Here is a 22,562-nt window from a genome sequence, read left to right as displayed (position 1 = left end):
GGTCCAGTACAGCGAAGAAAAAATTCCCCGGGAAGTTTCTGTTGGCATGCCGACCCCGGCGCGCTCCTACCGGTGTCATCGCACCGCCGACACCGGGAGACACCCATGACAACGACACGCTCCGCGACCCACCGGACCCGCGTCCGCCGGTACCTGACCACCGTAGTGGTGGCGACGCTCGCCGCCGGACTCGTCGCGACCACGGACGCCGACGCCGCACCCGTACCGGGTGGCCCGACCGGGCGGGCCGACGCCGCCGGTGCCGAGCCGCTGGCCTTCCGGGTCGACCCGGGCCTGGCCGCGCCCCGGCTGCGGCTCGACCCGGTCGGTCGGACCGGCACCGACCGGGAGGTCGGCGTGGTGGCCGGGCCGGACGGCAAGCCCGCCGGTCTGGTCCTCGACGAGGTGATGGTGCGCACCGCCGGTCAGTCCGAGTTGGACGCCTTCCTGGCCCGCTGGGGTGGCCAGGTGCTCGACTCGTTCGCACCGGACGCCGACGGGCAGGACCACCTGGTCCGGGTGGACGTCGCCAGGGCCGACCCGGCCGGGCTCGTCGCCGACCTGCTCGCCGCCGAACCACGCCAGTCCGGCGGCTACCGGGTCGGCGACGAGCGGGCGTTGCGGCTGCTCGCGCTGGCCGCCGCCGAGTGGCGGACGGGCACCGAGGTGGTCCTCGACTGGCTGGTGGAGCCGTCCGGCATCGCCGACGGCCAGGTCTTCGAGGCCCCGGACATCGGCAAGAACGTCTTCGACTGGTCGTTCATGCGGGCCGGTGGCGCGCTGGACGTCGGGGTCGCGCCGGCCTGGCAGCTGCTGGAGAGCAAGGGCCGGCTGACCAAGCAGGTGAAGTACCTGGTGCAGGACGGCGGATTCCAGTTCAACTCCGACTTCCCGAGCAAGGTGTCCCTGCACAAGGCGGAGTGGGGCGAGACCAACACCAACGACTGCACCGGCGGCACGCCCTGCCCGTGGCACGCCACCGACGTGGTGCTCGCCGGGATGGGCCGGGTCGACAACGACTACGGCACCGCCGGACCGGCCGGGCCGGTGGTGCAGGAACTGGTCGCCGTCCGCAACGGCATCGACTACTGGACGGTCCTGCGGCGGCTGGAGAAGGCCGCCGAGTCGACCCACCCGGACGTGGTCAACCTCAGCTTCACCCGGGACGTGGACCTCGGTGTCAGCCACGCCCGCACCTGGACCGACCGGCGGATGAAGCACGTCCGGGACACCGGGGCGCTGATCGTCGCCGCCGCCGGGAACAACGGCACCAACGTCGACGGCGACACCCTCTGGGTGCCCTGCGAGAGCACCCACGTGATGTGCGTGGGTGGGATGAACCCGGACGCGACCGTGGCCGGCGGGTCGAACTGGGGCACCAAGGACCTCACCACGTCGGTGGAGATCTACGGTCCGATGTGTGTGCCGGGCCTGACCGACCCGGGGACGCCGGCGGTCAACACCACGAAGACCACCTGCGGCACCAGCGTCGCCTCGCCGTTCGTGGGCGGGGTGGCCGCCCTGGTGATGGCCGCCGACCCGACGCTCACCTCCGAGCAGGTCCGGCAGATCCTCAACGACACCGCACACGTCGGTGGGCTGGGCGGCAAGGTGACCGGCAGCCAGCGCCGGATCGACGCGCTGTCCGCCGTCGCCGGGGCGCTGGGCGTGACCGTCGGCAAGCCGGCGGTGAGCATCAGCACCCCGAAGACCAAGCAGAAGTTCGCGGTGGGCCAGTCGGTCGACCTGTGGGGCACCGCGACCGACTTCCTGGGCAAGGAGATCCCGCTCACCTGGACCAGCAGCATCGACGGTGAGCTGGCGACCGGGTCGCAGACGTTCGTGCCGTCGCTGTCCGCCGGCACCCACGTGGTCACCGCCAGCGCCACCGACAGTCTGGGGCGTACCGGCTCGGCGTCGGTGACCGTCACGGTGGTGGACAGCCCGACCAAGGTGGCCATCATCTCGCCGCCGCCGGGGCTGACCCTCGTCGCGGGGCAGTCGGTCGGGCTGCTCGGCACCTCGAACGACCCGGACGAGTTCGGGCCGGTTCCCGACGCCCAGGTGACCTGGACGGTGCGCCGGGGCGACACGGTCGTCCTGGAGAAGACCGGCCACCAGGCGGTGCTGCCGGCGAACGCGGTCACGCCGGGGGCGTACACGGTCACGTTCGCGACGGCCGGGTCCAGCGTGCAGCGCGCCTTCTCGGTCACCTCGGCCCCGGCCGGGCAGTCCCGGCCGACCGCCACGATCACCAAGCCGGCCACGGCGCTGGACCTGACCACGACCGAGGCCGGGCCGAAGTCCGTCGCGCTCACCGGGACCGGCACCGACACCGAGGACGGCACGGTCTCGGGGACCCGTTTCCGGTGGACCGCGTACGGCGACGGTGGCGTCAAGCAGGTGCTGTGCCAGGGCGGCGGGGTGCCCACCGGCGAGCCGGTCGACGACAAGGGCACCCCGAAGAACTGTGCCTCGTTCACCGCGGCGCTGGCCCAGTTGACCAGCGGGACCGACACCACCACCTGGTCGGTGTGGCTGGAGGTCTTCGACGCGACAGGACTGGTCGGCACGGATTCCGTGCCGGTCCGCATCCGGCACCTCGTCGGCTGACCGACCTGTGACGGCGGGGGCCGGGAACCGGCCGGCCCCCGCCCCGATCCGACCCTGACCGGGGACCGGCCGGTTCCCGGACCGTACGCACTCAAGGAGAGAACATCATGCGTGGACAAACGTGGACGCGACGGACGGTCGCCCTGGGGGGTGCCCTGCTGAGCGCGGTCGTGCTCGGGCAGGTCGCGCTCAGCGGGCCGGTGGCGGCGGTGCCCGGACTGCTGTTCCGCACCTCGGTCGGGCCGAGCAACAGCGTCGCCAAGTCGCAGAACGCGGTCTGCCCGACCGGCACCACGGTCATCGGCGGTGGCGGCGCGATCAGCGGGTCGGGCCTCGGCCAGGTGGGCATGGACATCGTGCAGCCGCTGGCCAACGCCGGGCTCTACTCGGTGACCGGCCGGGAGGACCCGAACGGTGTTGCCGGGAACTGGTCGCTCACCGCCACCGCGATCTGCGCCCCGACGCCGTCGGGCCTGGAGGTGGTGACCGGCCACTCGGCGGTCAATTCGGTCAACCCGAAGTTCCTGGAGTTGTTCTGCCCGGTGGGCAAGCGGGCGATCGGCGGCGGTGGCGCGGCCGTCGGCTCGGGGGCGAGTGACGTGCTCCTGGAGGATCTGCGGATCGGTCAGAACAGCGTGACGGTGGCGGGGGTCGAGGCCGGCAACGCCTTCGCGGGCACCTGGTCGGTGGACGCCTCGGTGATCTGCGTCGACCCGCTCCCCGGCGAGCAGCGGGTGATCGTGGACAGTGCCGACAACTCCACGGCCAGCCGTGCGGTCACCGCCACCTGCCCGGCCGGGAAGAGCCTGCACGGGGTCGGCGGTGAGGTCGTCGGTGGCGAGGGCCAGGTGCGGCTGACCGAGATGCGGCCCACCTCGTCGACCACGGCGACCGTCCGCGCCGCCGAGGACGAGAACGGTTTCAGCGGCAACTGGAAGGTGCGCGCGTACGCCGTCTGCGCGACCTGAGCGTCGACCGTCGCCGCCCCTGTCACCGGCTCCGCGCCCCGTGCCACCCGTCGGCGCGGGACCGCGGGGCCGGTGGCGTCGCCGGCCGCCGGACGGCCGAGGGTTGTGTCGACCACGGTCGGTGAGTAACGTCACGCATTGATGTGACTACTCAGCGTCATGGCAGGAGATGTTCCACATGACCCAGTCCACGGAGACCGAACTGCCCCACTGGCCGCCGGTCACCTCCCCCCGTAGCCCGTTCACCCTCCTCGACGACACCGAACGACAGCGGTACCCCGGCCCGGTGACCCGGGTGCTGCTGCCCACCGGCGCCACCGCCTGGCTGGTCAGCCGACACACCGAGGTACGCCAACTGCTGCGCCACCCGGCGTTCAGTTCCGACCTGAACCGTCCCGGCTTCCCGCTGCTGCGCCCGCTGCCACCCGAGACCATGCGGAACTCCCGGGGCGCGTTCCTCCAGATGGACGGCGCGGCGCACACCCGCCTGCGGCGGATGCTCACCGCCGAGTTCATGATCAAGAATGTCCGGCGGATCGAACCGCTGATCCACCGGACCGCCGACGAGGCCCTGACCGACCTTGCCGCCGCCGGCCCGCCGGCCGATCTCGTGTCGACCGTCGCCCTGCCCCTGCCGTCCAAGGTGATCTGCCACCTGCTCGGCGTCCCCTATGCCGACCACGACTTCTTCCAGTCGCGCAGCCGTCTGCTGCTCGACCGCCGGGTGCCGGTGGAGCAGCTCCAGCACGCCGCCGAGGAGCTACGGGCGTTCCTCCGTACGCTTGTCGACGCCAAGCGGGCCCGCCCCGACGGCGGGGACGACCTGCTCAGCCGGTTGGTCCGGGACCGGGTCGAGCCGGGTGAGCTCGACGTCGACGAGCTGGTCGGGATGGCCCTGCTGCTGCTCATCGCCGGGCACGAGACCACCGCCAACATGCTCGGGCTGAGCGTCCTGCTGCTGACCCGCGAACCCGGGTGGTGGGCGCTCCTGCGCGACCGGCCCGAACTCGCGCCGGGAATGGTGGACGAGTTGCTGCGCTACCTCAGCATCGTGCGGACCGGACTGTTCCGGGTCGCCACCGGGGACGTCGAGATCGGCGGCCGGACGATCCGGGCCGGCGACGGGGTGATCGCCCTGATCGCCCTGGCCAACCGGGACACCGACGTCTTCGACGACCCGGACGGGTTCGACCCCTACCGGGAGGCCCACCAGCACGTCGCCTTCGGGTTCGGGGTGCACCAGTGCATCGGGCAACCCCTCGCCCGGGCCGAACTGCGCATCACGCTGGTGGAGCTGGCCCGCCGCTTCCCCGGCCTGCGGGTCACGGCGGACCCGCAGGAGCTGACCACCCGCAACGACTCGGTCGTGTTCGGCCTCGATACCCTCCCGGTGACCTGGTGACGCCCGTCCCACGACGGCCACCCGGGCAGGCGACGACGCGGGTGGCCGTCGACCGGGAGCGGTGCTGCGGGGCGGGCAACTGCGTCCTGACCGCCCCGGAGGTCTTCGACCAGGACGACACCGACGGCCTGGTGCTGCTGCGCGACCCCGCCCCTCGGGCCGCGTTGCACGACCGCGTGAAGCGGGCCGTCGACCTCTGCCCGGCAGGGGCGATCCGGATCGGCTGACGGTACGGGGTGGACGTCCGCCAGCTCCGTTCGCGCCGCGCCGGTCGGGTGCCCGGCCCCGTGACCCGGGCACCCGACCGGCGGCCGCTCACGGGAGCAGTTCGACGTACCCGTCGGTGCCGTGCACGCGGATCCGCCGCCCGTCCGGGATCAGCCGGGTGGCGTCCACCACCCCGACGACGGCCGGCAGGCCGTACTCGCCGAGAAGTTCCCGCTGCGTCGGGTCGACCTCACGCAGCCCCCGTACGTACCGCCCGCTCATCGCAGGGACCCCGGGAGGGTCGGACCCGGCCGCCGGACGGCGGCCGGGTGGTTCAGCGGTCCCGAATATGTCGTCGGGTACGTGGACATCATTTCGCCTTCCGCCCGTGATGGGGTCGCCGGCGCACCGTCGTGATGCATTTACGCAGGTGGCGACCACGGTTGACGATTCTGCGGGGTGACCCGGGTCTTGCGGCAAGTCCCCCCGTGCGCTATATGTTGGGAGAGCAGGAAATGGTGGGCGCGAGAGAATGGTGAACGCGCCCGGCGAAAACGTTTCCACCAGGTCGGTTGTCGATACCGGACGGGGTGCGCTGCGGCGCGACACGCCGGTGACCGGCCCGCCGACCTCAGCGGATCAGTGCGTCGACGTCCAGCCCTGCGCGCGCAGCCGTTCGATGCCGTCCAGCAGCAGGTCCAGCGCGAACTCGAACTCGAACTGGTCGTCGCAGCCCACCCCGACGACGGAGCCGGTGTCGTGCGCGGCAGCGGTGGCGATCTCCGCGACGTGCGGGAACCGGGCCGCGACCTCCGGCGGCAGGGGCGCAGGGGGCGTCGGGGCGGTCGGTCCGGTCCGGCCGGCCTGCCGGGATGCGTCGAACAGTTCCTGGCTGAAGCCCAGGATGCGGCTGCCGAGGGCGTGCATGACGTGGTGGGTGAGGTCGACGGAGAGCCCGCCGGCCCGCAGCGCCCCGATCATCGAGTCGAGGTAGCCGAGGACGGCCGGTGTCGCCGTGCTCCGCGACTCGATGGCCAGTGACGCCCAGGGGTGTCGGAGCAGCACCTGCCGGGCCGAGAGGACCCGCCGACGGACGGCGGGTTGCCAACCGACGCCCGGGGTGAGCGGCTCGATCTCGCCGACCACCACGTCGATCATGCCGTCGAGCAGTTCGTCCTTGTTGGCCACGTGCTTGTAGAGGGCCATCGGCACGACGCCCAACTCCTGGGCGAGGTTGCGCATGCTGAGCGACTCGATGCCGGCCCCGTCGGCGAGCGTGACGGCGGTGCGCAGGATGCGTTCCCTGCTCAGCGGCGTCCGGCGCAGCGTCTCAGCCTGCTCGGCCATCTCGGTTCCCGTCCTCGGTCGGCGAGGGAAACCATAACCGCATTGACAGGTGTACGGCGTACACCTACCGTGGAGACGCGGCGGTGTACGCCGTACACCTTTGGAGGAGGAGCCATGCGGGCGATCGTGCAGGACCGGTACGGGCCGCCGGAGACGTTGACCCTCGCCGACGTCGACGTGCCGGTGCCCGCCGCCGACGAGGTGCTCGTCCGGGTCGAGGCCGCCGCGCTCAACGCGTACGACTGGCACGTGATGCGGGGTGACCCCCGGATGGCGCGGCTGGCCCTGGGCCCGACGCGGCCCCGGGCCCGGATCCGGGGCCGTGACTTCGCCGGCCGGATCGAGGCGGTCGGCGTCGACGTGCGGGACCGACGTCCGGGCGACGCGGTCTTCGGCGACCTCGGGGACGCCAACGGCGCGTTCGCCGAGTACGTGTGCGCGCCCGCCGCCCTGGTCGCGGCGAGACCGGCCACCCTCACCGCGCCGCAGGCGGCCGCCCTGCCACTGGCCGGGGTCACCGCGCTCCAGGGGTTGCGTGACGCGGCCCGGGTCGCGCCCGGCCAGCGGGTGCTGGTCAACGGCGCCTCCGGCGGCGTCGGCACCCTGGCCGTCCAGCTCGCCAGGGCGCTCGGCGCGACGGTGACCGGGGTGTGCAGCACCCGCAACGTCGAGCTGGTCCGCTCCCTCGGCTGCGACCACGTGATCGACTACACCCGGGCGGACTTCACCCGGGGCGGCCGACACGACGTGGTGTTCGACCTGGTCGGCAACCGGTCCCTGAGCGCGCTGCGACAGGCCCTGACCCCGACCGGGACGCTGGTGCTCTCCGGCGGCGGCGTGTACCGGGGCGGCAGCCTGCTCGGCCCGGTCCGGCTCATCGCCCGGGGGCGGCTGCTGGCCCCCTTCGTCCGGCAGCGCATCGTCGTGCTGACGGCGACCCCCGGCCGGGAACACCTCGACGCGCTACGCGCGTACGCCGAGGCCGGCCACCTCACGCCGGTGATCGACCGGACCTATCCGTTGGCCGAGGTGCCCCGCGCCATCGCCTATCTCGAAGGTGAACACGCCCGGGCGAAGGTGGTCGTCACCCTCTGACCGTCGCCCGTGCGGGCAGGTCCCGATTCCCCGGTCAAGTGCGCCCGGCTCAGAGTTTCGTCAATGTCACCTGTCAATCAGCTGGCAATCGTGAAAGCGCTTCGATTTCCCGCTCCAGCACTGTCGACACGCGGCGTATTTCATTTAGCATCGTCAATGCCAAGCCTCGTTCACCCGCCGTTCACCTTGCCGACGGCCGGTCGTCGAGGCGTCCGCACCGCGCCCGGGCCCCGCGCACCCCCTCCGCCCGCACCGAGGAACAGGACCCCCATGACAGCCACCGCACGCCGTACCGCCGTCCTGGCCGGACTCACCGCCACGCTGCTGGCCGGCCCACTCGCCGTCGCCGCCGTCGCCGCCGCGACCGCCACGATCACCCTCAACGGCTCCAGCGCGAGCGTCACCGGCAGCAACGTCACCGTCGCCGGCAGCGCCGTCACCATCACCGCGCCCGGCTCCTACGAGATCAGGGGCACGCTGAACAACGGCTACGTCAAGGTCGACACCGCCGTCACCGGCACCGTGGAACTCGTCCTCGCCGGAGCCTCGATCACCAACACCACCTCCTCGCCGCTGTACGTGACGAACGCCGGCGCGGTCACCCTCACGCTGGCCGCCGGCACCAGCAACACCCTCACCGACGCGGCGACGTACACCAACACCGGCGAGCCGGACGCCGCCCTGTTCAGCGCCGCCGACCTGACCATCGGCGGCACCGGCGCGCTGACCGTGCGCGCCAACCACGCCGACGGCATCGTCAGCAAGGACGACCTGGTCATCCAGTCCGGCACCATCACCGTCAACGCGGTCGACGACGCGATCCGGGGCAAGGACTCGCTCACCGTCAACGGCGGCACGATCGCCGTGACCTCGTCCGGCGGCGACGGGCTCAAGTCCAACGACACCGAGGCCGGCAAGGGCGTGCTCACCATCACCAACGGCACGATCACCGCCTCGGTCGCCGACGACGCCATCAAGGGTGAGAACGACCTGAACATCTCCGGCGGCACCATCAACGTCACCCGGTCGTACGAAGCGTTGGAAGGGCTCCGGACCACCATCAGCGGCGGCAACATCACCGTCGTGGCCAGCGACGACGCGGTCAACGCCGCCGAGGAGGGACTCGGCCACATGGAGCCGTCCGCGATCGCGTTCATCAAGGTCACCGGCGGCACGGTGGTGGCCACCGGCGGCACGGACGGGTTCGACTCCAACGGGTCGCTCACCTTCGCCGGTGGCACCGTGGTCGCCCGGGGCTCCAGCACCCGGGGCGGCGGCGAGGGCGCGATCGACGCCGACGGCCCGATCGCCTTCACCGGCGGCACCGTGGTGGGCGCGGCGCTGACCTCGCTGGCCGTGTTCCAGGCGGTGCCGAACACCGGCCAGGGCTGGGTGGCCCCCCGGTTCAACGCCAACCTCGCCGCCAACACCATCGTGCACGTGGTGTCCGGCAGCACGGTGCTGGGCTCGTACCGGACCTCGGCCACCGTGCGGGAGGTCGTCTTCTCGTCCAACCGGATCACCAACGGCCAGCGGTACGACATCTACACCGGCGGCAGCGTGACCGGCACCAACGTCGGCGGTCTCTACACCGGCGGCAGCATCACCGGGGCCACCCGGGTGCTGACCGGCGTCACCGCCGGCCGGTACGGGCGGTTCTGAGCCCCCGGGCCCTGCGGTCCGGGTCCGACCGGGCCCGGACCGCACCGGTCGGCCGACGGTGTCCGCCGTCGGCCCCGCCGGTGCACCACTGCCAGATCCGATGCCCACCGCCGGACGCCGTACACGGGAACCGGCCGGCGGACACCCCCAAGGAGCAAACATGTCCCGCTTGGTCCTGGCCGCAATGGACCTGGTCGCCGTGGTCCTGCTCGTCTTCGCGCTGTACTTCCCGCGCCACCGACGGCGGGACCTGGTGGTGGCCTACCTCGGCGTCAACGTCGGCGTCTTCGCGGTGGCCAGCTCACTGAGCAGCAGCACCGTCGGCGCCGGGCTCGGGCTGGGCCTGTTCGGAGTGCTGTCGATCATCCGGCTCCGCTCCACGGAACTCGACCAGCACGAGGTGGCGTACTACTTCTCGGCACTCGCGCTCGGCATCCTCGGCCCGCTCGCCGGCACCTCGGTCTGGACGGTCGGCGCGCTGACGGCGCTGATCCTCGCCGTGATGTTCGTCGGGGACCACCCCCGGCTGCTGCGCCGCTACCGGCGGCACGTCATCGTGCTGGACAGCGCGGTCACCGACTCGGTCGCCCTCACCGCGCACCTGGAGCAGCTGCTCGGCGCCCGGGTGCACAACGTCAACGTCGAGCGGGTCGACCTGGTCAACGACACCACGGTCGTGGACGTCCGCTACTCGCGACCCCGGGTCACCGCCACCGGCGGGCGGCGGCCGGTCGACGCGAGGGCCGTACGGTGACCGCCGTCGACCCGACCGCCACGGCGCTGACCCAGCTCACGCCGATCGGCCTCGCGGAACTGACCGAGCGCGCCGCGCTACAGACCCGGTTCGACCGCAAGTACCTCCTGCCGCTCGCCGAGCTGCCGCGCCTGCTCGCCGGGCTCGACCACACCGACCAGGTGCTGGAGATCGACGGCAGGCGCGCGTTCCGCTACGAGTCGATCTACTTCGACACCGCCGACCTGGTCAGCTTCCGGCTCACCGCCCGCCGACGCCGCCGCCGCTTCAAGATCAGAACACGGACCTACCTGGACTCCGGCCTGTGCTGGCTGGAGGTGAAGACGGAGGGCACCCGGGGCGGCACGGTCAAGGAACGGCTGCCCTACCGCCCCGACGACAGCGGCACCCTCGCCCCCGGCCGGCCGTTCGTCGACGGGGTGCTCGCGGCGCTGAGCACCGGTCCCGACCTGACCTTCGCGCCGACCCTCACCACCAGCTACCTGCGCAGCACGCTCTACCTGCCGGCGACCGCCAGCCGGGCGACCATCGACGTCGCGCTGCGCTGGGAGGACCACCGCGGCCGACGGCTGGCCCTGCCCGACCTGGCCATCATCGAGACCAAGACCGGCTCCACCGCCTCCCACGTCGACCGGCTGCTCTGGCGGCAGGGTCACCGCCCGGTGGCCATCTCCAAGTACGCGACCGGGCTGGCCGCGCTCGACCCCGAACTACCTGCCGGACGCTGGCGACGCACCCTGCGCCGGCACTTCCACCCCACACCCGCCGGGCAGGGGACGCCTCACCCCGGAGGAGCCGTCGCCGCCGGCCCCGGCGGCAGCCGCAACGCGTATCCGACGCCCCGGACGGTGTGAATCAGGGGCGGGTCCCAACGGTCGATCTTCCGGCGCAGGCAGTGGACGTACGACTCGACGATCCGGCCGTCGCCGCCGAAGCGGTACTGCCACACCCCGTCGAGGATCTGCGCCTTGCTGACCACCCGGCCCGCGTTGGCGAGCAGGAACCGCAGCAGGTTGAACTCGGTGGGCGACAACGGGACCGGGTGCCCGCCCCGGCGCACCTCGTGGGCCTCCTCGTCCAGTTCCAGGTCGGCGAAGCACAGCAGGCCGTCGGCCCGCGCCTCCTGGTCGGCCCGGCACCGCCGTAGGACCGCCCGCACCCGGAGCACCAGCTCCTCCAGGCTGAACGGCTTGGTGACGTAGTCGTCGGCCCCGGCGGCCAGCCCGGCGATGCGGTCGGCCAGCTCGTCGCGGGCGGTGAGGAACAGCACCGGCACCCCGGGGCCCGGTCCGGCCCACAGGCTGCGGGCGACCTGGAAACCGTCCACGTCCGGGAGCATCACGTCGAGCACCACCAGGTGCGGGTCGAAGTCCGCTGCCACGACCAGCGCCTCCCGGCCGTCGGCGGCCACCCGGACCTCGAAGTCGTGTCTGCCCAGCGTCGCCGAGAGCAGCATCCGCAGGTTCGGATCGTCGTCCACGACGAGCACCCTGGACATCGGGGAAATCACGCACTGTTCGTACGGGACATGGTGGGGAACGGCCTCGCAGTCGGCTGTGGATCAGCTGTGAACGACCTGCCACCGACGACCGGACGGTCGCCCGCCGCCGCCCACCCGACGTGGCGTCGGGTGGGCGGCGGCGGCGTTCAGGGGCTGGTGCAGGTCGGCGACGGGCTGGCCGGCGTGCCGGTGCCGAGGAAGCCGAAGGTCGTCGAGGTGCCGGGGGCGAGGGTGCCGTTGTAGTCGGCGTTGCGCACGGTCGCGGTCGTGCCGCTGGTGCTCAGCGTGCCGTTCCAGACCTGGCTGATGCCCTGTCCGCTGCCCAACTGCCAGCGGGTGGTCCAGCCGTTGACGGCGGCGCTACCCGCGGTCACCGTGACCTCGCCCTGGAAGCCACCGGACCACGAGCCGACCGTGCGGTACGTCGCGGTGCAGGCGGTTCCGGGCGGCGGGGTCGTCGGCGGCGGCGTGGTGGGCGGGGGCGTGGTGGGCGGCGGCGTGGTGGGGGGCGGGGTCGTCGGCGGCGGGGTGGTCGTGGGCGGGATCGTCGGCCCGCCCGGCGGCACCAGGGGGCAGGTGGAGCTGTACCGGGAGACGCCGGTGCTGTTCGCCAACGGGCAGAGGAACTGCGTGTAGCGGGTGTCGTAGTCCAGGAAGATCTTGAGCCAGGGGATCAGCAGCCGCATCTCGGTCGGGTTCGGCCGGGTGAACGACAGGTGGTCGTTGCCGGCCAGCTCCGCCCAGGCGTGCTCCACCCCGGCGGGCAGCGTGTTGTAGATGCCCTGCACGTAGGACGGGGTGACGGTGCCGTCGTTCTGCCCCGACAGGAGCAGGGTGGGGACCTGGGTGGTGGACATGTTCAGATTGTTGCCGGGCGTACCGGGGGCGAGGCCGACCGCGGTCCGCAGCGACGGCCGCCGCAGCGCGGCCAGCAGCGTGCCTGCGCCGCCTGCGGAGTGGCCCATCACGCTGAGCCGGTTGGGGTCCACCCGGCTGCGCACCGGGCTGGTCCGGGTGAGGTAGTCCAGCCCCGCGAGCAGCTGGGTGGCCCGGGCGTCGGCGCCGTCGGTCCGGCTGTTGGTCTCGATCCCGAGCACCACGAACCCGAAGGACGCCAGCCAGGGGCCCATCCAGGCCTCCTCGTTGGCGAACAGGGCGGAGTACCCGGGCACGATCGCCACCGCGCCCCAGGTGCCCAGGCTGGTGTCGGTCGGGTAGTAGACGAACCCGCCGTTGAAGCCGTTGCCCGCCGGCACGGTCGCCTGCGTGGTGGCGAACGGACCCCGGGTGGCGGCCACACTGGCCGGGGTCGGGTCCGGGCCGCGCTGGTAGGGGTTGTCCGCCGCCGCCACCGCGGCGTGCGGCGTGCTCGCGGTCACCACGAGGCCGAGGAGCACCGCGAGGCCGGCCGAGAGCCAGCTCACGGACCGGGCTACGGAGGTCCGGCGGCCGGCCGGGGGTGGGGTGGGGGGTCGATCTGTCGGTAGCGTCACTTCAGGCATCTCCTTCGCTGGACGGGGCTGCGGGCTACCGCCGGCTCCACTGCTGGTTGGCCTGGCCGTTGCAGGTCCACAGGACGAGCTTCGTGCCGTTGGCGGTGGCCCCGCCGTTGGCGTCGAGGCAGAGGCCGGACTGCACGCCGGTGATGGTGCCGTTGGCGTTGACGTTCCACTGCTGGTTGGTGCCGCCGTGGCAGTCGTACGTGGTGACCAGGGTGCCGGGGGTGGTGCCGTAGCCGGCGGCGTCCAGGCACTTGGTGCCGAGCACGGTCAACGCCCGGCCGGAGGTGTACGTCCACTGCTGGTTGGTGCCGCCGTGGCAGTCCCAGAGCTGCACCTGGAGCCCGTTGGTGGTGGCGGAGCCGGGCACGTCGACGCACCGGCCCGACGGGGTGCCGACGATCGTGGTGGTCTGTCCGCCGCTGTTGCCCGGGTTGCCGATGCTGCCGGGCACCGACTGCAGGGCGCTGTACCAGCGGGCGGCCATCTTGTCGTAGCCGCCGGAGGTGGGGTGGATGCCGTCGATCAGGTCGGCGGTGGACAGGGCGCTGTACATGTCGACCAGGTGCACCCGCTTGCCGGCGTTCACCTTGCTCGACACGATTCCGGGCAGCGCCGCGTTGAAGGTCCGTACGGCGGCCGCCTGGTTGCTGTTGGACAGCGGGATGAGCTGCGCGACGAACACCTCGGCGGTGGGCACGGTGGTGGTGATCTTGTCGATCAGGGTGGAGAGCCGGTTCGGCGCGGTGCCCACGTTGTAGTTCTGCAGGATGTCGTTGGTGCCGATGTGCAGCAGCACGCTCTGCGGCCGTTGGCTGTTCAGCCAACCGACGATGTTGGCGTCGATCTGGTCGATGCGCCAGCCGGGATGCCCCTCGTGGTCGTGGTCACCGAGACTGCCCGGTCCGTTGAACTGCGATCCGGTGAAGTCGATCGTGTACCGGCCGGCGGCCAGGCGCTGCCAGAGCCCGATCCGGTAGCCACCGGGCACCTGGGTGCCCTCGGTGATGGAGTCGCCGAGCGGCATGACCCGTACCCCGCCGTTGGATTCGGCGTGGGCGGGGCCGGTGGGTGTCACCACCCCGGCGGTCATGACACCGAGTACGGCGAGCGCCGCGAGCCATCGTGCCCTCGTTCGCATGGACTTTCTCCCCTGGATCGGTGGAGCTGGCCGGGGAACGTGGCCGGTCGGCCGCCATGGTGGTCTGGCGACACGTCCGGGCGGGCCGGCCGGTGGGTACGGCGGCCTACGGCCACCCGGACCCACCGGTCACGCCGGTCGCCGCTTCGGCACCACCACGCCCTCGACACTGGGACGGTTTGTGAGCGTTAACAACGACCATTGTAAATTCTTGGCACGGACCTGGTCCACACCCGGTGACCGCCCCCGGGTGGGCCGGGGGCGGTCACCGGGAAAGTGGGCTACCTGCCCAGGGTCACCTTGAGGATCCGCTCGTTGCTGTTGTTGGGGATACTGTCCTTGTCACCGCCGGTGCTCGTGGTCAGCCACAGGTTCCCGTCGAGGGTCGGCTCGACGGTCCGCAGCCGGCTGTACGTGCCGACGAAGTACTGCTGCACGTCGGTGAGGGTGTTCCCGCTGATCACCGCCCGGTACATCCGGTTGCCCCGCAGACAGCCGAGGTAGAGCACGTCCCGGACGATGGCCAGGCCGCTGCACGACGCCTCGGCCACCGGGTAGGTGCGGATCGGGGCGATGAAGTTCGGGTTGGCGCAGGACCCCGTGGTGCCCTCGCAGGCCGGCCACCCGTAGTTGCCGCCCCGGACGATGATGTTGGTCTCGTCCATGACGTTGTTGCCGAACTCCTGCTCGAAGAGCCGGCCACGGGAGTCGAACGCCAGCCCCTGCGGGTTGCGGTGCCCGTAGCTCCAGACCGCGTTGCCGAACGGGTTGTCCGACGGCACGGTGCCGTCGGGGCGGATCCGGAGCACCTTGCCGCCCAGGTCGTTGACGTCCTGGGCGCGGTCCGGGCTCTGCCCGTCGCCGGTGGCGGCGTAGAGCATCCCGTCGGGGCCGAACCGCAGTCGCCCGCCGTTGTGGTACTTGTTGCGCGGGATGCCGGTCAGCAGCACCTGCACCGTGCCGGTCTGCAACGTCCCGTCGTAGCGGATGCGGACGATCCGGTTGTCGGTCGTGGTGGTGTGGTAGATGTACAGCCACCGGTCGGTGCTGAAGCTCGACGACACGGCAAGCCCCAGCACCCCGCCCTCGCCGTTGGTGCCGGCCACGTTGGGCACCGTGCCGATGCTGCGCTTGTTGCTGCCGTCCGGGTTCATCGCGACGACGTCGAACAGGTCGCGCCGGCCGTAGAGCACCGTGCCGTCCGGCAGTTGCACGAGCCCCCACGGCAGGTCCCGCTCGGTGGTGACCACCGTCGTGCCGCAGACCGCGCTGGTGCAGGCCGACCCGGTACGCACGGTCACCGCGCTGCTCGCCGTGGAGGTGTTGCCCTGCGCGTCCCGGGCGACGACCGTGTAGCGGTACTCGGTGTCGGCGGCCAGTGCGGTGTCGGTGAACGAGGTCGCCGGCGGGTTGCCGGCCGTGCCGGTGACCGAGCCGACCGTCACCCCGCCGCGCAGGATGTCGTACCGGGTGACCGCCACGTTGTCGGTGGACGCCGTCCAGGTCAGGGTCACGTCGGTGCCGTTGGCGGTGGCGGCGAGGTTGGTCGGGGTGGTGGGCCGCTGGGTGTCCGCCTGGCAGAACGGCGGCGTCACGGAGAGCGTGGCACTGGCCTGCGACACGTTGCCGGCGGCGTCCCGGGCGTTGACGTACCACCCCCAGGTGACGCCCTGCGCCACGGTGAGGGTGGCGGTGAGCGTGTTGCCGGCGACCGAGGTGACCAGTTGGCCGTCGTGGTAGATGTCGTAGTACGCGACCCCGACGTCGTCCCGGGACGCCGACCAGGCGAGCGTGACCGACTGACAGGTCAGCCGGGTGCTGCGCAGGTAGCCCGGCGCGGTGGGCGGCCGGGTGTCGGCGGCGGCCCGGACGAGGGTCGTCCCGCCCGGCGCGGCCGGCGGGCCGGCGGTGACGGGGGCGCCGGCCAGGACGGTGCAGGCGCTGGTCAGCAGCGCGAGGCCGACGATGCGACGGGGATGGCGGTAACTGGTTCGCACGCGGTGGTCCCTTCCTGGAAGCCCGGTCGTGGTCAGTACGGGTAGCCGGGCACGTTGAGCCGCACGCTGTACAGCCCGGAGTCGTTCGTCCGGCCCGAGGTGACGAAGAGGGTGCGCCGGTCGGACCCGCCGAACGCCACGTTGGTGGTGCCGCTTACGCCGGAGCGGATCGTGCCGAGTTGGCTGCCCGTGGGCGAGTAGACGTGCACCAGCCCGTCGCCGCCGGAGGTCCAGTAGACGTTGCCGGCGCAGTCGATCGTGCCGCCGTCCGGGCCGCCGACGTAGTTGACGAACACGCTGCGGGGGCCGGTGCTGCCGTCGGGCTGGACGGCGTACTTGTAGATCTTGTTCTCGCCGTAGGCGCCGACGTAGAGGGTGCCGCCGTCCGGGGAGAGTGCGATGCCGTTGGGCTGGCGCAGCGCGTCGTCGACCAGCGACACCTGGCCGTTGGACACGCGGAAGACGCTGGTCCGCCCGCCCATCTGGTCGGGGCGGTTGCCCCGCTGGAAGTTGGGGTCGGTGAAGTAGACGACACCGTCCGAGCGGACCGCCACGTCGTTGGGAGAGTTGAACGCCCGGCCCTGGTAGTTGCCGGCGACCACCCCCCGGGCCAGGTTGTCGAGCCGGTACGTCGAGACGCTGCGCTGGTCGTGCGTGGCGGCCACGAGCTGCTGCCCGTCGGGGGTGAGCGCGAGCCCGTTGCTGCCGGCGTTGCCGAGGAAGGTGTCGAAGGTGGCCGGCGGGGTGAACCGCCGGATCGTCGACGGCTGGACGTACTCCGACCCGGTCGGTGCGGCCATGTCGGAGAAGAGCAGGTAGCCCCGGTCGGCGATCCAGACGGGCCCCTCCAGGAAGGCGAAGCCGCCACGGATCTTCGTGGCCGTGACCGAGGTCGACGGCAGCGGCGGGCCGTAGCCGGTGCCGGCCGGGCAGACGCCGGGTGGCGCGCCGGGCGGGCCGGCGAGGGTGGCGGACTGCCCGGTCGACGGTACGGCCCGCAGGGACGGCGCGGGCGCGGTGTCGGGGCCCGCCGGGACGGCGGCGGGCAGGGCGAGCAGCAGGCTGGCCAGCGCGGTGGCGGCCGGTTGCAGGACCATCGGGAACTCCGATCGGCGAGCGGATCCGCCGTCGTCGGCGGCGGTCGCGGGGTGGTGGCAACTAATCTACGGACATCGATGCATCATGGGGGAGCATAAATTAGGAACCACCGCACCGCATGGGTGGCGATCAGCCGATCCCGGCCGGGATCCGGATTTCTCACTAAGATGCTGGTCAATGCAGTCGGATTGTCCGCCACCCCCCGAGAACCGACCGGCGGCGGAGTCCACATGCTGATCGGGGCTGATCGATGGAGCCGCCCGGGGCCGTCCGGCCTTTCCGACACGACCTGTCGCCGCCGCCGGTACGACGTTCCGTCACCGGCCACCGTGGACGGCTCGACTGTGGACCCCGGACGGGCCGCGTGGCCCACCGACGGTTCCGATTCGTGCCCACCTGCCGCGATCCCGACAGAGGCGGAATCGACGTTGGGAGCGCGCTCATCTACCCTCAGGGCAGATCCGACCCACGTCGTGGGCCGGCACCGGTTCGGCAGCCATGGGTGTCGTGGTCTCCCCGCCAGTATTCACCGACCATGGCCCTGTTCGGAGGGATCGAAGCGTTGACGAGCGACAAGGCGGCGCCGCCGGGCGTCGACACCACCCGACCCAGCATCGCCCGGGTGTACGACTACTACCTCGGCGGCAAGGACAACTTCGCGGTCGACCGGGAAGCCGCCCAGATGGCGATGCAGGTCACCCCCGACGGCCCGGAGGCCGGGCGGGCCTGCCGGGCCTTCCTGCGCCGGTCGGTGCGCTACCTGGCCGCCGAGGCCGGCATCCGCCAGTTCCTCGACCTCGGTTCCGGCCTGCCCACCCGGGGCAACGTGCACGAGATCGCCCACCAGGTCGACCCGGACGCCCGGGTGGTCTACGTGGACAACGACCCGATGGCCCTCGCCCACGGGCGGGCACTGCTCGCCGACGCCCGGACCACCACCGTGGTCGGTGCCGACGTCCGGCAGCCGGACGAACTGCTGGCGGAGATGCGCGACCGCAAGCTGATCGACTTCGACCAGCCGGTCGGGCTGCTGCTCCTGGCGATCCTGCACCACCTGCACGACGACGACGACCCCGCCGGGGTGGCCCGCCGGCTGATCGACGCCCTCCCCTCCGGCAGCTACCTGGCCATCTCGCACTTCTACGACCCGGGCGCGGCCCAGCCGGAGGTCTCGGCGAGGGCGCGGGCGGTGGAGAAGGTCTTCAACGAGACGCTGGGCACCGGCCGGTGGCGTACCCGGGACGAGATTCTCGGCTTCTTCGGCGACCTGGAGCTGATCCCGCCCGGGCTGGTTCCGCTGGCCGAGTGGCACCCGGACGGCGAGGACGACTCCCGGCAGACCGCCACCTACCACACGATCGTCGGTGGGGTGGCCCGTAAGCCCTGAGACCCGGCGCTGCCGCCGGCCGGGTATCCGGCCCCCACCCGGGGACGACCCCGGCCGGCGGCCGGCTCCGGGTGCGGTCCGGCCCACCGCCGGCCGGCCTACCGGTGCCGCAGGACGTGGTTCACCCCCGCCGCCAAGGCGATACCCACCAGCCAGCCCAGCACGATGGCGCCCCAGGTGTAGTACAACAGCGCCGTTCCCCAGAACCCTCTGCCGCTGGCTATCCAGAAGTCCAGTTGACGCACGTTGATGATCGGAACCAGCAACTGGAACGAGTAGATGAAGGGGTGGAAGTCGGGATAGTCCGAGTAGGGGGGTCGCTGCGTGTCGTTCGGATCATGAACCTGATGATTGATGGGCACGACGAGCGAGTGGGTGAACTGGTCCGACGGATCGAACGCCGCCTGGAACACGAATCCCATGATGGCGCCGAGCACGACGAGCGGAAGGACCGGGCGCCACATCTTGTAGCCGAACCGGACCGAATGGTCGAGAAGGAAGTTCCACACCCTCGACGGCCACCTCAGTGACCCCCGGGCGCGCTGCTGCTGAAACCCGGCGATCAGGACGTCCCGGGCGTCGTACTCCCGGCCGGCTGCGCTGTACGCCCTGGCGAGTTCCTTGTACTGCTGCAACGAGTAGATCTTCGTGTTGTTCCACACCGTGAGGCGGTCGGTCAGGCTGATCCCGCTGTCGAGGGAGAGATAGGTCAACCCCTCGATGATCACCTGGTCCCTGCCGGTCGGCCAACTCCTGCCGTCGTCGGCGAGGGTGTTGAGCTCCGCGAAGGACAGATCCACCAGCCCGGCCGGCGCCTCGACCAGCCGCCAGTACAGGCTGCCCCCCACCCGGAGCTTGTTCGCCTGCAGTGCCCGGTTCCCCACCCGGGTGAGTCGACCGTTGGTGAAGTCGACGTTACGGGCCACCCGGGCGCCGTAGAGGCGTACCTCGCCGTCTGCCTGGAAGCCGTCGTTGAGTTCGACGTCGCCCTGTGCCACCACGCCGGAGAGGTCAAGCGCGAGACCGCCGCACCCGTCCAGCGACGCACCCGTACAGCGCAACTGCCGTCCCACTGTCGCCCGGGCGAGCCGTACCTCACCGACCGCCCGGAACTGCCCGTCGAGGAAGACGTTTCCCTCGGTGGTCAGGCCGTCCGCGTTGAGCGCGATCCCCGCCGGGCAGTTGAAGTAGCCACCCGTGCAGTTCAGCTCGTCCCCGACGCTGACGCCCATGAGCCGGACCTGACCGTTGGCGGTGAAGCCCCTGCCGTCCGGGTACGCGTCGAGGAAGACGCTGCGTCCACACGACAACCCGTCGGCATCGAGGGCGTACCCGCCCGGGTTGTCGAACTGACCACCGGTGCAGGTCAGCTGCCGGGCCACCGTTGCGCCGGCGAGGCCGACACCGCCCCGGGCGACGAACCCGCAGTCGAGGTAGATGTCCCCGGCGTCGAGACGTTCCGCCTCGATCGCTTTACGGGCCCGGCTCTCGAAAACGCCGCCGCTGCACAGGAGTTCGCCGCCGATCCGCGCGCCGACCAGGCGCACGGATCCGGTGGCGTGGAAGCCGTGGTTGAGGTAGACACTGGTGTCCACCGTCACGCTGTCCGCGTGCAACGCCACCCCCTCCGGGTGGACGAGGGTGGCACCGCCGAAGCGCAGCGCCTTGACCCGCGCGGACGGCATCGACAACGCGCCGTACGCGGCGAATCCGGCCTCGCAGACCAGGTCGTCGCCGACATCCAGGTGGGGTGCGTCCCACGCGAGGCCGCCCTGGTTGTGGAACTGGCCGCCCCGGCAGTCCAGCACCTGCCGGATCCGCGTCGAGGCGAGGTTCACCGCGCCGTGGACCTCGGTCCCGTTGAGATGGAGGCTCCCCTCGACAAGCATCTCGGCCGCGTTCAGCGCCGCGCCACCGGCGGCCCGCAGCAGGTTGTCGGTGAGGACGAGGTCGCCCTTGATCTCGGCACCGGTGAGTGTGACGCGGGTACTGCACCGACGGAGCACGAGGTCGCACTCACTCTTCAGCAGCGTGGCCTCGACGTCTTCGATCTCGCAGGCGTGGAATTCGACGGGCTTCTCGGCGCGGGCCCGCAACAGGCGCACTCCGTCACCGAACGTGCAGTCGACGAAGGTCAGCGGATGTTCGATCAGCCTGCCCGAGAGGTCCAAACAGCCGTCGACCGTAGCGTTGCTCAGCTTCAGCTGCTTGGGCTTCTCGCCGGGGTTGAGGCAGAGCTCCCGTACGACGGCCGACGTTATGCGGCCCCGTCGGCCACCCGCGAGGCCCAGGTCGAGTTCACCTTTGCTCCCCAGCTCGCTGCGCGCCCGAAAGAGAGCGAGGTCCTGGCCGACAGGTGACATGCTCGTGGCTCCGATGGGTTGGGCGGACACCCCGCCACAGGCAACGTAGCCCGCGGGACGTCGGCGTCCCGGCGGTGATGCCACAGGTTCACCGGTACGGGTGGCGACCCCGACGATGCGGGTCCCTCCCGCCGCCGGCCCAGCGGAGACCCCGACGTCAGTAGCAGGTGTTCATCGCCGCCCGCACCTCGGCCAGGGTGGCGTCGGCCACCGCCCGTGCCCGCTCGTTGCCCTCGCTCAGGACGGCCCGCAGGTGGGCCCGGTCCTGCCCGTACTCGGCCCGGCGGGCCCGGATCGGGGCCAGGTACTCGTTGACCGACTCGGTGACGACCTTCTTGAGCGCCGCCGCCCCCGCCGACCCGATGTCGGCGGCCACCTGCTCCGGGCTGCGCCCCTGACACAGGGCCGCCAGCAGCAGCAGCGACGACACCTCCGGACGGGTGGCCGGGTCGTAGCTGATGTGCCGCTCCGAGTCCGTCTTCGCCCCCTTGACCAGCCGGGCGGTCTCGTCGACGGTGGCGGCGAGCGTGATGGCGTTGTTCCGGCTCTTGCTCATCTTGGTGCCGTCCGTGCCGAGCAACAGCGGGGCGCTCGACAACAACGCGTCGGGCTGGGGGAACACCACCGAACCGGCGCCGTACCGGTCGTTGAAACGACGGGCGATCGTCCGGGTGAGTTCGAGGTGCGGAAGCTGGTCCTGGCCGACCGGAACCAGATTCGCCTTGCAGAACAGGATGTCGGCGGCCTGGTGGACGGGATAGGTGAACATCAACCCGCTGACCGCCGACTGCCGCGAGTGGGAAATCTCGTCCTTGACGGTGGGATTGCGGTTGAGTTCAGAGACCGAGACGAGGCTGAGAAACGGCAGCATCAACTGGTTGAGTGCCGGCACCGCCCCGTGCGTGAAGATCGTGCTGCGGGCCGGATCCACCCCGATGGCCAGGTAGTCCAGGACCAGTTCCTCGACGTGCTGGAGCAGATTGTCCGCCACGTCGCGGTCGGTGAGGACCTGGTAGTCCGCGATGATCACGAACAGTTCCACGCCGAGTTCCTGGAGCCGGACCCGGTTGTGCAGCGTGCCGAAGAAGTGACCGAGGTGCAGGCGGCCCGTGGGGCGGTCCCCGGTGAGCACCCGGAACCGCCCCGGGTCCTTGCGGATCAGCTCCTCCAGCACGGCGCTACGGGCCTGCGCGGCGGACGTCCCGAGCGCGTCGGTCGGCCCGGCCGCGGCGGCGGCACCGGCGTCTTCGGTCTGGGGTACGGCGGTAGTCACAGGATCTCCTGAAGGGTCGGTCTCGACGCCATGATTGCACGGCGCGCGCATCGGCAGACTCGTCGCGCGCCGCCATCAGCTCGGTCTCCGGGTACCGCGACGAGTCCCGACCAGTTACCCGGCTCGACCACTGGAACACCGGCCGATCCTGCCGTCGGCACAATTGATCATAATGGCCGGACAATAGTGATGGGCGCCCACGCGGGAGGGCGGCTGTGAGCGGCTCCTCCGTTCGGTCCGATGGTCTAGCCTCCC

18 protein-coding genes are annotated in these 22,562 nt (G+C 71.6%); 9 read left to right on the top strand and 9 right to left on the bottom strand.

Annotated features, from left to right (window positions below; genetic code table 11):
* Window positions 1-105: 105 nt before the first annotated feature.
* The 4 genes from ACN260_RS00185 to ACN260_RS00170 all read left to right on the top strand — a co-directional run bounded on the left by ACN260_RS00185 (window position 106) and on the right by ACN260_RS00170 (window position 5,210).
* A complete protein-coding gene (locus tag ACN260_RS00185) occupies window positions 106-2,613 on the top strand; it encodes a S8 family peptidase (protein WP_422754219.1) in 2,508 nt (835 codons plus the stop codon).
* Window positions 2,614-2,720: 107 nt separating this feature from the next.
* Window positions 2,721-3,581 (top strand): hypothetical protein, encoded by an 861-nt coding sequence (locus ACN260_RS00180; protein ID WP_422754218.1) that lies wholly within the window; start codon window positions 2,721-2,723, stop codon window positions 3,579-3,581.
* Window positions 3,582-3,759: 178 nt separating this feature from the next.
* Window positions 3,760-4,983 carry a cytochrome P450 gene (locus ACN260_RS00175; RefSeq protein ID WP_422754217.1) on the top strand — a complete coding sequence of 408 codons (1,224 nt, stop codon included), beginning with the start codon at window positions 3,760-3,762 and terminating at the stop codon, window positions 4,981-4,983.
* Window positions 4,980-5,210: a ferredoxin gene (locus ACN260_RS00170; protein WP_422754216.1), complete on the top strand. Its 231-nt coding sequence runs from the start codon at window positions 4,980-4,982 to the stop codon at window positions 5,208-5,210. Before ACN260_RS00175 ends, ACN260_RS00170 begins: the two co-directional genes overlap by 4 nt.
* Before the next feature lie 88 nt (window positions 5,211-5,298).
* Here ACN260_RS00170 and ACN260_RS00165 read toward each other — a convergent pair whose 3' ends face one another.
* On the bottom strand, window positions 5,299-5,472 hold the full coding sequence (locus tag ACN260_RS00165; RefSeq protein ID WP_422756890.1) for a hypothetical protein: 174 nt from the start codon (window positions 5,470-5,472) through the stop codon (window positions 5,299-5,301).
* Window positions 5,473-5,829: 357 nt separating this feature from the next.
* Complete coding sequence (locus tag ACN260_RS00160; protein ID WP_422754215.1) at window positions 5,830-6,537, bottom strand: TetR/AcrR family transcriptional regulator; 708 nt, start codon at window positions 6,535-6,537, stop codon at window positions 5,830-5,832.
* 114 nt (window positions 6,538-6,651) lie between these two features.
* On the opposite strand from ACN260_RS00160, the gene ACN260_RS00155 reads away from it, so the two are divergent.
* The 4 genes from ACN260_RS00155 to ACN260_RS00140 all read left to right on the top strand — a co-directional run bounded on the left by ACN260_RS00155 (window position 6,652) and on the right by ACN260_RS00140 (window position 10,902).
* Window positions 6,652-7,632, top strand: a complete 981-nt coding sequence (locus ACN260_RS00155; RefSeq protein WP_422754214.1) for an NAD(P)-dependent alcohol dehydrogenase — start codon at window positions 6,652-6,654, stop codon at window positions 7,630-7,632.
* Between the two features lie 270 nt (window positions 7,633-7,902).
* Window positions 7,903-9,294, top strand: coding sequence for a carbohydrate-binding domain-containing protein (locus ACN260_RS00150; protein ID WP_422754213.1), 1,392 nt, complete (start codon window positions 7,903-7,905; stop codon window positions 9,292-9,294).
* Between the two features lie 160 nt (window positions 9,295-9,454).
* On the top strand, window positions 9,455-10,048 hold the full coding sequence (locus ACN260_RS00145) for a DUF4956 domain-containing protein (RefSeq protein ID WP_422754212.1): 594 nt from the start codon (window positions 9,455-9,457) through the stop codon (window positions 10,046-10,048).
* A complete protein-coding gene (locus tag ACN260_RS00140; protein WP_422754211.1) occupies window positions 10,045-10,902 on the top strand; it encodes a polyphosphate polymerase domain-containing protein in 858 nt (285 codons plus the stop codon). The genes ACN260_RS00145 and ACN260_RS00140 overlap by 4 nt, the downstream gene beginning before the upstream one ends.
* On the opposite strand, the gene ACN260_RS00135 is transcribed toward ACN260_RS00140, so the two are convergent.
* The 5 genes from ACN260_RS00135 to ACN260_RS00115 all read right to left on the bottom strand — a co-directional run bounded on the left by ACN260_RS00135 (window position 10,830) and on the right by ACN260_RS00115 (window position 17,283).
* A complete protein-coding gene (locus ACN260_RS00135) occupies window positions 10,830-11,546 on the bottom strand; it encodes a response regulator transcription factor (protein ID WP_422756882.1) in 717 nt (238 codons plus the stop codon). The two genes, ACN260_RS00140 and ACN260_RS00135, sit on opposite strands and share 73 nt — an antisense overlap.
* A 149-nt stretch (window positions 11,547-11,695) precedes the next feature.
* The gene (locus ACN260_RS00130; protein WP_422754210.1) at window positions 11,696-12,973 is read right to left on the bottom strand and encodes a cellulose binding domain-containing protein; all 1,278 of its coding nucleotides are present in this window, start codon (window positions 12,971-12,973) and stop codon (window positions 11,696-11,698) included.
* A gap of 103 nt (window positions 12,974-13,076) precedes the next feature.
* On the bottom strand, window positions 13,077-14,189 hold the full coding sequence (locus tag ACN260_RS00125; protein WP_422754209.1) for a ricin-type beta-trefoil lectin domain protein: 1,113 nt from the start codon (window positions 14,187-14,189) through the stop codon (window positions 13,077-13,079).
* 281 nt (window positions 14,190-14,470) lie between these two features.
* Window positions 14,471-16,186, bottom strand: coding sequence for a PQQ-dependent sugar dehydrogenase (locus tag ACN260_RS00120; protein WP_422754208.1), 1,716 nt, complete (start codon window positions 16,184-16,186; stop codon window positions 14,471-14,473).
* A gap of 32 nt (window positions 16,187-16,218) precedes the next feature.
* Entirely contained in the window at window positions 16,219-17,283 is a 1,065-nt protein-coding gene (locus tag ACN260_RS00115; protein ID WP_422754207.1) for an SMP-30/gluconolactonase/LRE family protein, read from the bottom strand.
* Between the two features lie 536 nt (window positions 17,284-17,819).
* Between ACN260_RS00115 and ACN260_RS00110 the strand changes: the two genes are divergently transcribed.
* Complete coding sequence (locus tag ACN260_RS00110) at window positions 17,820-18,671, top strand: SAM-dependent methyltransferase (protein ID WP_422754206.1); 852 nt, start codon at window positions 17,820-17,822, stop codon at window positions 18,669-18,671.
* 98 nt (window positions 18,672-18,769) lie between these two features.
* Here ACN260_RS00110 and ACN260_RS00105 read toward each other — a convergent pair whose 3' ends face one another.
* Window positions 18,770-21,034 (bottom strand): hypothetical protein, encoded by a 2,265-nt coding sequence (locus ACN260_RS00105; protein WP_422754205.1) that lies wholly within the window; start codon window positions 21,032-21,034, stop codon window positions 18,770-18,772.
* A gap of 157 nt (window positions 21,035-21,191) precedes the next feature.
* Window positions 21,192-22,307: a tryptophan--tRNA ligase gene (trpS, locus tag ACN260_RS00100; protein WP_422754204.1), complete on the bottom strand. Its 1,116-nt coding sequence runs from the start codon at window positions 22,305-22,307 to the stop codon at window positions 21,192-21,194.
* Window positions 22,308-22,562 lie beyond the last annotated feature (255 nt).

Source organism: Micromonospora sp. WMMD708 (genome assembly GCF_049315245.1).
In the GTDB taxonomy this organism is placed as follows: Bacteria; Actinomycetota; Actinomycetes; order Mycobacteriales; family Micromonosporaceae; genus Micromonospora; species Micromonospora wenchangensis.
This window is presented reverse-complemented; position numbering and strand designations above follow the sequence as displayed.